8 protein-coding genes are annotated in these 13,605 nt (G+C 64.8%); 4 read left to right on the plus strand and 4 right to left on the minus strand.

Annotated elements, in window-relative coordinates; all coding sequences use genetic code 11:
• The first annotated feature begins 25 nt into the window (after positions 1 to 25).
• The 4 genes from LGH82_RS19325 to LGH82_RS19340 all read left to right on the plus strand — a co-directional run bounded on the left by LGH82_RS19325 (position 26) and on the right by LGH82_RS19340 (position 8,057).
• The gene (locus tag LGH82_RS19325; protein ID WP_413771374.1) at positions 26 to 2,269 is read left to right on the plus strand and encodes a hypothetical protein; all 2,244 of its coding nucleotides are present in this window, start codon (positions 26 to 28) and stop codon (positions 2,267 to 2,269) included.
• A 10-nt stretch (positions 2,270 to 2,279) separates the two neighbouring features.
• Complete coding sequence (locus LGH82_RS19330) at positions 2,280 to 5,591, plus strand: DUF11 domain-containing protein (RefSeq protein WP_227344258.1); 3,312 nt, start codon at positions 2,280 to 2,282, stop codon at positions 5,589 to 5,591.
• A gap of 224 nt (positions 5,592 to 5,815) precedes the next feature.
• Complete coding sequence (gene rpe / locus LGH82_RS19335; protein ID WP_227344259.1) at positions 5,816 to 6,493, plus strand: ribulose-phosphate 3-epimerase; 678 nt, start codon at positions 5,816 to 5,818, stop codon at positions 6,491 to 6,493.
• Between the two features lie 49 nt (positions 6,494 to 6,542).
• Positions 6,543 to 8,057 (plus strand): malonate--CoA ligase, encoded by a 1,515-nt coding sequence (locus LGH82_RS19340; RefSeq protein ID WP_227344260.1) that lies wholly within the window; start codon positions 6,543 to 6,545, stop codon positions 8,055 to 8,057.
• Positions 8,058 to 8,070: 13 nt separating this feature from the next.
• Here LGH82_RS19340 and LGH82_RS19345 read toward each other — a convergent pair whose 3' ends face one another.
• From LGH82_RS19345 to LGH82_RS19360, 4 genes are all read right to left on the minus strand, one after another.
• Positions 8,071 to 10,149: an ABC transporter ATP-binding protein/permease gene (locus LGH82_RS19345; RefSeq protein WP_227344261.1), complete on the minus strand. Its 2,079-nt coding sequence runs from the start codon at positions 10,147 to 10,149 to the stop codon at positions 8,071 to 8,073.
• A gap of 76 nt (positions 10,150 to 10,225) precedes the next feature.
• A complete protein-coding gene (locus tag LGH82_RS19350) occupies positions 10,226 to 11,338 on the minus strand; it encodes an NAD(P)/FAD-dependent oxidoreductase (protein WP_227344262.1) in 1,113 nt (370 codons plus the stop codon).
• A gap of 50 nt (positions 11,339 to 11,388) precedes the next feature.
• Positions 11,389 to 12,561 carry an N-acetylglucosamine-6-phosphate deacetylase gene (gene nagA / locus LGH82_RS19355; protein WP_227344263.1) on the minus strand — a complete coding sequence of 391 codons (1,173 nt, stop codon included), beginning with the start codon at positions 12,559 to 12,561 and terminating at the stop codon, positions 11,389 to 11,391.
• Positions 12,558 to 13,592, minus strand: coding sequence for an SIS domain-containing protein (locus LGH82_RS19360; RefSeq protein WP_227349635.1), 1,035 nt, complete (start codon positions 13,590 to 13,592; stop codon positions 12,558 to 12,560). The genes nagA and LGH82_RS19360 overlap by 4 nt, the downstream gene beginning before the upstream one ends.
• Positions 13,593 to 13,605 lie beyond the last annotated feature (13 nt).

Consider the following 13,605-nt stretch of genomic DNA (forward strand, 5'->3'; position numbering starts at 1 on the left):
GCGGCGACTGACGCTCAGGAGCCGCATGGCGCGGCCCGGAAAGGAAGTCCCCATGACCAGCACCCCAGAGGCTCCAAGGTCTCCGGGAACAATGGGAGCCCAGCGCGACCACCGCCTTCGGGACGGATCGGATGCGCTGGGCTTTCCGCTGATTCCGTTGACCCTGCGTAAGACCAGGCGTATCGTCACAATGAGGAAAGCAGACAATTCGATCAGGGAAAAACGTGACGGAACGCCGCGCCTTGCCCTGATTCGCGCGGCGAGACCGGGCGTTTCTCCCCCAGCCTACGGGGATAGCTCCATGTCTCGCGTCCACGGCTCGTTCATGTCCCCCGCCGGCCGCCCGCGCCACGCCATCCACACGATCGGCGGCTTCCTGGCGCTGGCTCTTACCGCCAGCCTATGGTTCAGCGGGTCTGCCGCGGCGCAGGAACCGCAGACGCAGATCATCTATCCGGGATCGATGGCGGTGACCGGTTTTTCCGGCACAATCATTCCCAATTTCGACCAGGGCCTGCCTCCGGGCGTCGACCCGGTCGACGAAACCTTCATCGACACGACGCGCGCCACCTTGCGCGTGTTCGACGTTTCCCATCTCGGCGGGCCGGCTTCCGGCCAGCTTGTCTCGACGCCGCCGCCTTTCGAGGTGACGGCCAGCCAGATCGGCCAGGTCTTCGGCCTCACCTATGATGACGGCGTGCGCGAAGGCGTTCCGTCCGGCGTTCCCAACCTCTATGCGGCGGCAAGTTCGCTGCACGGCATTCGCATCGTCACGCCTGACACCAAGGGCGACGGAAGGCCGCGGCGACAGCACCACGGCATGGCAGGCGCCACCTTCATGGTCGGCCAGTTCGGCGCCGAGAATGGCGGCGGGCCGGGCACGATCTGGAAGATCGACGGCATAACCGGCCAGGTCAGCAAGTTCGCCGACATCGAGACCAACAGCGGTCCCGGCATCGGCAACATCACATTCGACATCAATCACCGCCAGTTCTTCGCTTCCGACCTGGACACCGGCCTGATCCACCGCATCGACGCCAACGGCGCGCCGGTCGATACGTTCGACCATGGTGTCGCCGGGCGTCCGGCGCACGGGCTCGCCCCGGTCGCCGATGACGGCTCGGTGATGGACATACAGGGCGCCGCCTTCGACACGGAAAACCCCGCGACCTGGGGCTATACACAGGACGAGCGCCGAGTCTGGGCCGTCGCCTACCATGGCGGGCGGCTCTACTATTCGGTCGGCGAGAAAGCCGAGATCTGGTCGGTGGGCATTACCCGCGACGGCAAATTCGCTGGCGATCCGCGCTGGGAGCTGACCGTCAAGGCCGATCAGGACTATGCCGTCACCGATATCGCCTTCGACAACAAGGGCTTCATGTACCTGGCCCAGCGCGGCCCGGTCGAGAACCGCTACGACTACAGCCTGTTCGCCGATTCCGGCAAAGGCGAGGTCATCCGCTACTGGCGCGAAAATCCGGACGACCCGGCGACGGAATCAACCTGGGTGCCGGTGCCGCAGGAATACGCGGTCGGTTTCCCGGACGGCAACCGGCAGTCAGCGGGGGGTGTCGACCTGCAATATGGTTACGACGCCGACGGCAATCTCGATACCAGCGTCTGCACTGACACGCTGATCAACACCGGCGACAAACTGCGTGAGAACCCCACTCTTGCCGACCGGCTCGCCGCCGGCGGGCCGCTGGCCGTTCACGGCGTGCAGATCACGCCGACCGTGCTGGTCAAGCCGGCGAATGTGCCGCCTTTCGGCTCCTGGTTCACCGATTTCGATGGCTATTTCGAAGACCCCGACGTTGAAGGCCATGTCGGCGACGTCAAGGTCTGGCACCCCTGCGAGGGCCGTGCCGGCTACTATGAACAGATTCCGGGCGGCGGCTACCTGCCACCCTTCTATCCGCCGGACCTTCCACCGCCCGGCAATCTGCCTCCCTGTCTCGACGTCGAGGATGTCCAGTATTTCTGCACGCCATCGGGGCTCAAGGCTGATCTCTATCTCCATGACCATGCCGGCTTGGGCGGCGATTCGATCACGGCTCAGTCCAGGACGCCGGGCGTCGGGGTGACCACACCCCAGTCGCACGCGCCTGGCGCGCCATACACGATCGATATCACCGGCCATAATCCGGGCGATACAGTCAATGTCGGGCTCTGCTTCTACAGGAAGTCCGACCAGGACAAGGGCGGCTATTACCCTTGCTGCAAGATGACCGTGCCGCTCCGGACGCCAGCCGTCAGTTGCGAACGCTGAGGAGGGAAAGATGACCATTCTTGCCCTCTCCCCGCTCGCGACGAGCACCCGACCAACCGTCATGGAGACCATCATGAAACCCCTGTCATATGCCAGGCGCGGTTCGCGCTGGCTGATGGCGCCCGGTATCGCGGTCGCCATGCTCGGCACCACGCCGGGCTTCACCGAAGACCTCGCGGCCAAGACCAGCCAGGCCGCCAACCCTGATCCCGGCCTTGATCTCGACAATTCCCGCATCATCAATCCGGAGCCGGGCCGGGTCGTGCCCTTCTTCACCAAGACGGGCGGGCAAAGAGGCTGCGACTACGTCGAATATTCGCTGAGCTTCGGCCTGCGCGGCGATCCGCAGAGCTTTGCCAACCCAAGCCTCGTGGCCTCGTTGAAAGCCGCAAGGCTCGACTTCAAGGACCAGCTTCCGCACGGCCTGCGGGTCGTCAATGTGCAGGTGTCCGGCGACGGCACGGATTCGTCGGGCGGGCCCCTGCCCGCCGCCACGATCAGCACCTCGGCCAGCCCGAACGATACGGCCGATGTTTCCGATTTCCGAATCTCGGCGTCGGATCTGGCTGGCCTGGGCATTCCCAACGAGCGTGTCATCAACTTCCGCATCACCGCCAAGATCGACCATGCGGCATTTCCCTCGCCGACCATCGTCGACAACCAGGGGATGATCACGGTGGCCAAGGGCGGCGGCACGGGAACCGTCATCCCGTCGCAGGATCCGAGCATGCCCGACGACGGCAACATTCTCACCGGCGTCAAGACATCGATCAAGATCGACGTCACCAAATGCAACCCACCGCCTCCTCCCCAGCATGAATGCTTCAAGGTCGAAAGAGGCACGGTCGATTGCGTGCCTGGCGGCGGCGCCTTCATCTACCACATGCCGGTTGGCCCGGAGATGGGCGGCAAGTGGGTGCAGCTTTCGACGACGACGCCGGGCATCACCATCATCCCCGACACGCAACAGGTGCCTTCGGGCGGCGGCGTGCTCAACTGGAAGATCGTCGGTGCGTCACCCGGCGAGACGATCCACATCATCGTCACCGGCATCAACTCCTATGCCGGCCCGAAGGAAGGCTGGGGCCTTTGCTGCACACAGACGATCGACATCGTCATCCCGCCAGACCTGAAATGTCCGCCACGGGACAAGGAACCGGACCTCAAGGTGGAAAAGCATGCCGATGTGCCACGTTGCACGATGGCGGGCGGCTGCGATTTCACCATCAGGGTCACCAATGTCGGCACGGCTCCCTACAACGGCAAGATCGTGCTCGACGAGGTGACGCTGCCTGCCGGTTCGACCATCGATTCGGGACCGAACGCGCCCTGGGTCTGTACGCCGACGACAAGCCCGATGATTTGCACCTATCCGGTGACCACGCTCAATCCGGGCGCCTTTGTCGACCTCACTATCGGCTTCAAGCCGGCTCCGGGCTGGCAAGGCCACGTCTTGCGCAACTGCGCCACCTATGACTACAGCGAAAGCGGCAAGCCGCTGTTCGGCAGCCAGCAGAACGACAGGGGCTGTGCCTCGATCCCGATCTGCCAGCGTGGCGATCGCGACTGCCAGCCGCCGGTCGAGAAGAAAGTCGACCTGATCCTGAAGAAGCGGGCTCGCGGCGAAGTGTGTACGGCCGACGGCGTCTGCACCTTCGTGATTGATGTCATCAACAACGGCACCGCCACCTATAGCGGCCCGCTGACGGTGACCGACACCTATCCAGGTGGCGCGCCGGCATCCTCGACCTTCGGCCCGACCCCGCCATGGACATGCGGACCGACGGGCCCCGGCCAGTTCCGCTGCGACGATGCCGGCATCACGCTGGTGCCGGGCGCCTCGACATCGATCGTAGTCACGGCGGTGATGCCGGCCGGATATCGATCGGACACGGTCGAGAACTGCGCCGAGGTGAAGCCAATCCCTGGCGAAACCGACCTCTCCAACAACAAGGCCTGCGCTGCGGAACGCATCCGTCATCCAAATGGCGGCTCCAGCATCCGCGTCGAAAAGACCGGCGACAGCAGCTGCCAGGTTGGTCGGCCCTGCTCGTTCACCATCACCATCACCAATGATGGGCCAGGACCCTTCTCCGGCGCGGTCCGCATCGGTGATGCGATCGGCGTAGACGGCCTCGGCCGACTGGACGGCGTTGCGATCACTTCGATCGATCCGCCTTTCGGCTGCTCGCCGGAACCGGCAATGCTGCCGGCCTCCTGCATCGCCAACCTGTCGCTCGGAGCCGGGGAAAGCAACGTTCACCATGTGACCGTGGTCATTCCCGACGATGGCCGTCTTGCCAGCCTGCAAGGCACCGTCAACGGCCAGAACTGCGTCGGCGTCCTGCCACCCGACACACCGGTGCAGGGCGGGGGCGACGTTCTCCCCGGCAATGCCACCAATGTGCAGGGCGATCGCGGCAAGGCCTATGCCTGCCACCCCTTCACCATCACGCATGAGGTGAAGCAGGGGTGCTCCACGGGCTTCGTCATGAACGACGCCGGCAACTGCGTCTGCCCGCAAGGCACCAGCTTCCGCAACGGCCAGTGCTCATCGGGCGGTGGCATCAACCTTCTGCCGCTTCCCATTCCGCAGCGTTGCGTGTTGCTGCCGGGGCAGGTCCGGACCACCGACGGGCAATGCATCTGCCCGCGCGGAAGCGAGGTGCGGAACGGACGGTGCGCGCCGAGCAACCAGCAGCCCTCGGGCCAGTGCAACCTGCTGCCCGGCCAGTACCGCAACCAGGATGGCGACTGCGTATGCCGGCAAGGGGTGGTGGTGAATGGCGCCTGCCAGGTCATCAACCAGCGGTGCACTATCCGCGGCGCGGTGCCGACACCCGACGGCAGCTGCACCTGCCCCGACGGTACGCATCGGCAGAATAGGGCGTGCGTGCCCGACAGGCAGAAGCCTTCGCAATGCACGCTGCTGCGCGGGCAGGTCCGCACCCAGGACGGCGCTTGCGTCTGCCCGGACGGGACACAGCTGCGCGGCCGGGCCTGCGTGCCGGTCAGGACCGTGGAACAGTGCGACATCCGCGGTCAGGTCCACGGCAAGGGCGGCGCCTGCGTCTGCCCACGCGGGACCCAGGTGATCGACGGCGCATGCCGCGGATCTCAGCAGCAATGCGCGCCCGGCGCCCGGATGATCAACGGCCAGTGCCAGCCGGTAGGCGTCAGGCGTTTCTGTCCGCCAGGGACGGTCGGGCGGTTCCCGAACTGCGTCCCCGGCCGCCGGAACCCTTCGATCGAGGTCAATCCCGGCCTGCTGCTCAACCCGAACCTGCAGCCGAGACGCAGGCCGCTGGACACTCTGCAGTAGGATACCGCGCACCGCGCGACAGACATCGAGACCCCGCCGGTTCGCCGGCGGGGTTTTTCCTTGGCGGCACGCCGCCATACGTCAGGTCGCGAAAAGGAGCGCGATTTGATCCCGACCGGGGCCCCGCTGTTCACATCGTCGCCCGAACGACGTGCCCACTCGACAAGCCACATTCCGCGCATTAGGCAATCGATCGAGGCAAACGCACCCTGAAAGGCCGTCCCATGAGCAAGAAAACCCTGATCGCACCCTCGGTGCTGGCGTCGGATTTTTCGAAGCTCGGCGATGAAGTGGAAGCGGTGGCGGCGGCCGGCGCAGACTGGATCCATCTCGACGTGATGGACGGGCATTTCGTACCGAACATCACGTTCGGCCCGCCGGTGATCAAGGCGATCCGCAACCGCACCAAGGCATTCTTCGACTGCCATCTGATGATTGCGCCTGCCGATCCGTATCTGGCCGCCTTTGCCGAGGCCGGCTGCGACGGCATGACGGTTCATGCCGAGGCCGGACCGCATCTCGACCGCTCGCTGCAGACAATCCGCAACCTCGGCAAGAAGGCCGGCGTGTCGCTCAACCCGGCGACGCCGGAAAGCGCCATCGAATATGTGCTCGACCGGCTCGACCTGATCCTGATCATGACCGTCAATCCGGGCTTCGGCGGCCAGGCTTTCATCCCGGGCATCGTCGAGAAGGTGAAGCGGGTGAAAGCATTGATCGGCGACCGCCCCATCCATATCGAGATCGACGGCGGCGTTTCCGCCGAAACCGCACCGCTGGTCACCGCCGCCGGCGCCAACGTCCTGGTGGCGGGCGCCGCCGTCTTCAAGGGCGGCAGCGTCGAGGCGTATCGGGCGAACATCGAGGCCATCAGGTCAGCGGCCGACAGCGCGGCAAGCTGACGCAAATTGTAGCAAGCCTCGCCATCAACGGCCGTAGCCGGAGGGTATGATGAGCAATCACCTGTTCGACGCTTTCCGCTCCCGGATGCCCGCAGCCGATCGTCTTTTGCTGGAGGCGGATGACGGCCGCTCGCTCACCTATGGCGACATGCTGGCGCGATCGGCGCAGCTGGCGCATGCGCTCCTGCAACTGGATGTCGAGCCGGGCGACCGGATCGCCGTTCAGGTCGAGAAAAGCCCCGAGGCGTTGCTGCTCTATCTTGCCTGCGTGCGGGCAGGCGCCGTCTTCCTGCCGCTCAACACCGCCTACACGCTGACGGAACTCGGATATTTCTTCGAGGACGCCGAACCGCGCGTCATCGTCTGCGATCCGGCAAGGGCTGCCGACATCGGGCGCCTGGTCGAGGCATCCGGCGCCGTCGTGGTCACGCTCGACCGCAATGGCCGGGGGTCGCTGACGGACCAGGCATCAAGGCAATCTTCGGACTTCCACGATGTCGAGCGGGGCGCGGACGATCTCGCGGCGATCCTCTATACGTCGGGAACGACCGGCCGTTCGAAAGGCGCCATGCTCAGCCATGAGAACCTGGCTTCGAACGCGCGCGTGCTGGTCGACCAGTGGCGCTTCACGAGCGGCGATGTGCTGGTCCACGCGCTGCCGATCTTCCATACGCACGGGCTGTTCGTCGCCACCAACGTCATCCTGATGGCCGGCGCCTCAATGCTGTTCGAGCAGAAATTCGACCCGGCCCGCACCGTCTCGCTGCTGCCGCGCGCCACTACCCTGATGGGCGTCCCCACGTTCTATGTACGACTGCTGCAGCAGGCGGCCCTCGATCACGAGTCATCGAAGACCATCCGGCTGTTCATTTCCGGATCGGCGCCGCTGCTGGCCGAGACGCACAAGGCATGGCGCGAGCGCACCGGCCACGCGATCCTCGAGCGCTACGGCATGACCGAGACCAACATGAACACGTCGAACCCCTATGAGGGCGAACGGCGCGCCGGCACGGTCGGCTTCCCCTTGCCCGGCGTGGCACTGCGCATCGCCGATCCCGACGGCGGTGGAACGCTTGCCCAAGCGGAGGTCGGCATGATCGAGGTGAAAGGCCCGAACGTGTTCGGCGGTTATTGGCGCATGCCGGAAAAGACCAAGGCCGAATTTCGCGGCGACGGCTTCTTCATCACCGGCGATCTCGGCATCATCGACGCCGACGGCTATGTCCACATTGTCGGGCGCGGCAAGGACCTGATCATTTCCGGCGGCTACAACATCTATCCGAAAGAACTTGAGAGCGAGATCGACGCGCTCGACGGGGTCAGCGAAAGCGCGGTCATCGGCGTCGCCCATCCTGATTTCGGCGAAGGCGTCACGGCGGTCGTGGTACGGTCGCCGGCCTCGACGATCACCGCCGCCGAAATCCTCGGCGCCATCGCCGAACGGGTGGCGAAATACAAGCATCCGAAGCGGGTGATCTTCGTCGACGAGTTACCGCGCAACACGATGGGCAAAGTGCAGAAGAATCTCTTGCGCGACGCCTACAAGGACCTCTACGCATCGTAGTTCATACGGCGCGTTAATTCAGCTTGCGCGGCTTTTCGATCCTGGTGCCGGAACCCCACAAGGCGCGCTGGATCAGGTTGCGTTTGCGGTTGCGGGGCACAAGGTCGATATCCCCTACCAGTTTTGCGCCACCCTTGCGGCGCTCCAGCGTGATCTTGCGGGTATGGAAGGCTTCCAGTTCGGCGCGGTGCGCCACGCTGACGATGGTGACCTCGGGCAGTTCACGGATCACCGTTTCCATCATCTGGTCCTGGCTCTTTTCGTCCAGCGCTGAGGTCGCCTCGTCCAGCACGACGATATCGGGACTATGCAAGAGGAGACGCGCGAAGGCGACCCGCTGCTTTTCGCCGCCCGACAGGGTCTGGTCCCAGGGCGCTTCCTCCTTGATCCGGCCGGCGAGGTAGCCGAGGCCGACCTTGTCGAGGGCGACCTTGATCTGTTCGAGCTTCCAGTTGTTGGCGGCAGCGGGGTAGGCGACCACCCGGCGCAACGTCCCGGAAGGGATGTAAGGCCGCTGCGGCAGCATGAACAATCGCTTGTCGGGATGGAAATTGACGCTGCCGCTTCCCCATGGCCACAGGCCTGCGATCGCTCGCACCAGCGTCGACTTGCCCGAGCCTGATTCGCCGGACACCAGCAGGCGCTCGCCCGGTTCGACCACGACCTCGGTTTCCTTGACCACGGACGTGCCGTCGTCGAGTGTCACGGAGAGATTGTCGAGGGAGAGCATCGCTTCCCCCTTGGTCTCGCCTTGCTTGATGCGCCCGAGCTCTTCGCTCTGTTCGGCGCGCTCGAGTCCGTCGAGCGACATCATCAGCGAGGCGATGCGCCGTGCCGACGCGTTCCAGTCGGCAAGGCGCGGATAATTGTCGACCAACCAGCCGAAGGCACCCTGCACGATGGCAAAGGCGGAAGCCGCCTGCATCACCTGACCAAGCGTCATCGAGCCTTCGAGGAACTTTGGCGCGCACAGCAGCACCGGCACGACCGGCGCAAACAGGCTGGACCCTTGAGAGACCACCGCCGTGCGCATGTGCTGGCCGGTCAGCAATGCCCATTGCTTGAGCACGCCGGCAAAGGTCTTGTCGATGCCGCTGCGTTCCTCCTCTTCACCGCCGAGCAAGGCGATGCTCTCGCCGTTTTCGCGCACGCGCGTCAGCACGTAGCGGAATTCGGCCTCCGACTGGTTCTTCTTCTCGGAGAGCTGAACAAAATCGCGGCCGATGAGGAACATCGAGGTGGAGGTGATGGCGGCATAAAGCACCGCGGTGATGACGAGGAAGCCGGGCACGGTGAAGGTCGAGCCGCCCAATGTGAAGCTCAAGGCCCCGCCGATCGTCCACAGCACCACGATGAAAGTCGAGGCGGACAGAAAGGCTGATACGACGCCGGCGACAAAATCGACGGGCGATTCCGTGGCGACGCGCAGGTCCTCCGAAAGGCGGGCCTCGGGGTTCTGGTGGTCGCCCTTCACGAGGTTCAGCTGGTAGTAGCGGCCATTGGCGAGCCAGCGCGCTACGACCGACGTCGTCAGCCACGACCGCCAGCGGCGCTGCATCGTCATGCGCAGATAGACCTGCGTGACGACAAGGCTCATGCTGCCAAGCACGAGTGGCACGAACACGGCGCTTAGAAAGTAAACGGTGTGGGCGTCACGCTTCTCGATGGCGTCGAAGATGGCACGGTTCCAGACATTGATCCCGTACTGGAAGCCGACATTGACGCCGATCAGGATCAGCAGCCCTATGGTCAGCGGCCAGCCGAGCTTGTCGCCGTGCCGTCCCCAGTAACCACGCCCGCTGATCCAGAAACGCCGCAGCAGGTATTTCTTGCGCGCCTGCTCGGTTTCCTCGGCCGTCAATTCCGGATCGGGTTCGACGGCTTCCGGTGGCGGAGCTTCGCAGACCATTTCGGACGCGGCCGCTTCGACGATCGATGCCTTCTTACCGCGTGGCTTCTTTTGGCGTGGAGTTTCTTCGCGCGACTTCTCGTCAGGCGGCGTTGATCGCCGCGGCTTTCGCTGATGCGGGCTGGGGGCGCCGCCCGGTTTAACACCGTCGGCCGGTTTCGATTTGGGTTTCGCCTCGGACATGCGCCCCGACAACGACCTCGAAATCAAAAGGTTTCATGACGTTCGCTTGAGACGAAAAAAGACCGACGACACCGGGTCATGGCGCATCAAGCAACTCGACGACGTGATCGGCGATCGCCAGGCTTGCCGTCAGGCCTGGACTCTCGATGCCGAACAGATTGATGAGCCGGCCAGCGCCGTGATCGGGAGGTCCCTGGATCATGAAATCGGCGGCAGATTGGCCGGGACCGGACAGTTTCGGCCTAATGCCGGCATAGGCCGGCTGCAGGGCTTCGTCGGTGAGCTCGGGCCAGTAGCGCCTGATTTCGTCGTGGAAGACCGCACCTCGAACGGGATCGACCGTGTAGTCCACGCTGTCGACCCATTCGACATCCGGACCGAAGCGCGCGCTGCCGGCAAGATCGAGGGTCAGATGGACGCCGAGCCCGCCATCGACAGGCACCGGATAGATCAGCCGCGAAAAAGGCGAGCGGCCTGAAAGAGAAAAGTAGTTTCCGCGTGCCAGCCACAAGGGCGGAATGCGGTCTTGCGGAAAGCCGTCAATGCAACTGGCCAACGCCTGCGCGTCCAGGCCGGCGGCGTTGATGAGGGCGCCTGCCTGCAATGCGAAGGGTTCGCCATCGGCATCCTGCGTGCGGATTTCGATCCCGTCGGGCCCGGCGGCGGCGCCTGTAACGGTGGTGAGGAACGCAAATGATGCGCCAGCGGCTTCCGCATCGCCGCGCAGCGACAGCATCAGCGCGTGGCCGTCGATGATGCCGGTGGAAGGAGACAGCAACGCGCCGGCGCAGTTCAGCGCGGGTTCTAGGTTTTGTGCCTGCGCACGTGTCAGCAATTCGAGGTCGGCGACGCCGGAGCGTTCCGCATTGGTCCGGATCGCCGACAGTCTGTCGAGTTGCACGGGCTCGACGGCGACGATGAGCTTGCCGGTGCGCGCGTGTCCGATGTTTCGGTCACGGCAGTAGGCGTAGAGCCGTTCCCGCCCTTCAACGCACAGCCGGGCTTTCAGGCTGTTTGGTTCGTAGTAGATACCGGCGTGGATGACTTCGGAGTTGCGCGCACTTGTGCCGGTGCCGATGGCATCAGCCTTTTCGATCACCAGCACCGAGTTCCCTGACAGAGCAAGCGCCCTGGCAATGGCGAGGCCGACGACACCCGCTCCGGCGACAACGCAGTCGACTTCGTGCATGGGATCGTTCCTCAGAGCGGTTCATCGTTTCACGGAAACGCCGACCCGTTCTAGATCTTCGCGCCCGCTTTGAAAACGTTGGCGCCGTCGATCCAGACGCTCTTGACATCAAGGTCATCCGACAGCACGACGATGTCGGCGGCGGTGCCATTGGCGAACCGCCCAAGCCGATGCGACTGGCCGATCGCTTGCGCCGGATAGAGCGAGGCCATGCGCAACGCCTCGTCGAGATCGAGGCCGATGACGCGGTGGACGAAGCGCACGGCCGAGATCATGTCGAGGTCGGCGCCGGCCAGCGTACCGTCGGCCAGCCGCAAGGTGCCATCCTTGCGGAAAATGGTACGGCCGTTGAGCGTGAATGAGGTCATGTCGGTGCCGATCGTTGCCATGGCGTCGGTGACCAGGACAATTTTTGCCGGCCCCTGCTTGGCGCGGAGCGCGATCGCCATGGTGGCAGGGTCGACATGAATGCCGTCGGCGATGATGCCGGCGGACAGGGTGTCTATATCGATCGCCGCACCCGCAAGCCCCGGCTCGCGATTGCCGATCTGGCTCATGGCATTGAACAGATGCGTGACCATCGACGCCCCGGCATCGGCGAAGTCGCGGGCCTTGGCATAGCCGGTATCCGAATGGCCGAGGCTGATGACAACGCCCGCCTTCGTGAGAGCGGAAACACGGGCAGGATCGACGGATTCAGGTGCGATCGTCGTCAGCAATACAGGCAGCTGTTGCCGCGCGGCGATCAGCGATGCCTGGTCGGCATCCGTCATCGGTCTGATCAGCTTTGGGTCATGCGCGCCTTTGCGGGCGATCGACAGATGCGGGCCTTCGAGATGCAGGCCGAGGAAGCCCGGCACCTTCAGTCGCGCGGCTTGCGCCCCGGCGGCAATCGCGGCGGCGGTGATCCCGGGCGTGTCAGTGATCAGCGTCGCCAGCAACGCCGTCGTGCCGAAGGGCGCATGCGCCCGGCAGATGGTTTCGATCGAGGCGACGTCGGGATGGTCGTTGAGCATGACGCCGCCGCCGCCATTGACCTGCAGGTCGACGAAGCCGGGCGCGAGGATGCCGCCGCCGGTGTCGACCTTGCTGATATCGGAGGGGACGGCGCCGGCAGGCAAGATGGCTTCGACGAGGCCATCGCGCACGACAAGCGCATGGGCTTCATGCCAGTCGTCGCCGTCGAAAATACGGGCGCCAGTCAGGGAAAAGCGTTCGCTCATACTGTTTCCGTCACCTTGCGAAGATTGCGCGGCGTGTCCGGATCGAGGCCGCGATGGCGGGCGAAGGCCTCGACGAACATGTAGAAGGAGACGATCAGCGTCAACGGATCGGTCAGCGGGTGTCCGGTGGCGACATGCGGCAGGCGCGTGGCGCGATTGGCAAGCGCTGAGGTGACGAACACCGGTGCGCCCTTGGCCGCCAGGCTGTCGGCGGCCTCGGCGACGGACGGTTCGGAAGCGTCGCGCGCGGCCAGCGCCAGCACCGGAAAGTCCGGGCCGATCAGCGCCAGCGGGCCATGCATGACTTCGGCCGCACTATAGGCCTCGGCATGCATGCCGCAGGTTTCCTTGAATTTCAGCGCCGCCTCGTTGGCCATCGCCGCCGACGGGCCGCGGCCCAGGATAAACAGCGACTTCTGCTTCTCGATCGTCTCGGCCAGCACGCTCATCCAGTCACAGGCGATCGCCTTGCGGAAATGCTCGGGCAAGCGGGCAAGTGCAGCCAGCAGCGCATCGTCGCCGGTGGAGTGCGCCATCAAGGCAAGGCCGGCGACTGCGGAATTGATGAAGGTCTTGGTCGCCGCCACGCTGCGCTCGGGTCCGGCCAGGATGTCGATGGAATAGTCCGACGCACGCGCCAGCGGGGAGTCGGCGGTGTTGGTGATGGCGACGGTCAATGCGCCGCCGGCCTTTGCCGCTTCCGCCATGGCTACGATGTCCGGGCTCTTGCCCGACTGCGAGATCGCCAGGCACGCGGAACCGTTGAGCCTGAGCTTGGCGCCATAGATCGAAGCGATCGACGGGCCGACTGAAGCGACCGCAAGACCGGCGGTGAGCTCCACGGCATATTTCATGAAGGTGGCGGCATGGTCGGAGGAGCCGCGCGCCACGGTAACGACAAAATGCGGGTCGCGTTCGCGGATACCGCGACCGGCGTCCGTCAGCGCTGCTCCGGAGCCGTCGAGCAGGCGGGCGACGGCCTCCGGGATCTCCTCGATCTCGCGGCGCATATGGGTGATCCCTGTTGTCATCGTCGGCACTGCA

Origin of the sequence: Mesorhizobium sp. PAMC28654 (genome assembly GCF_020616515.1) — a bacterium.
Taxonomy (GTDB): domain Bacteria; phylum Pseudomonadota; class Alphaproteobacteria; order Rhizobiales; family Rhizobiaceae; genus Mesorhizobium.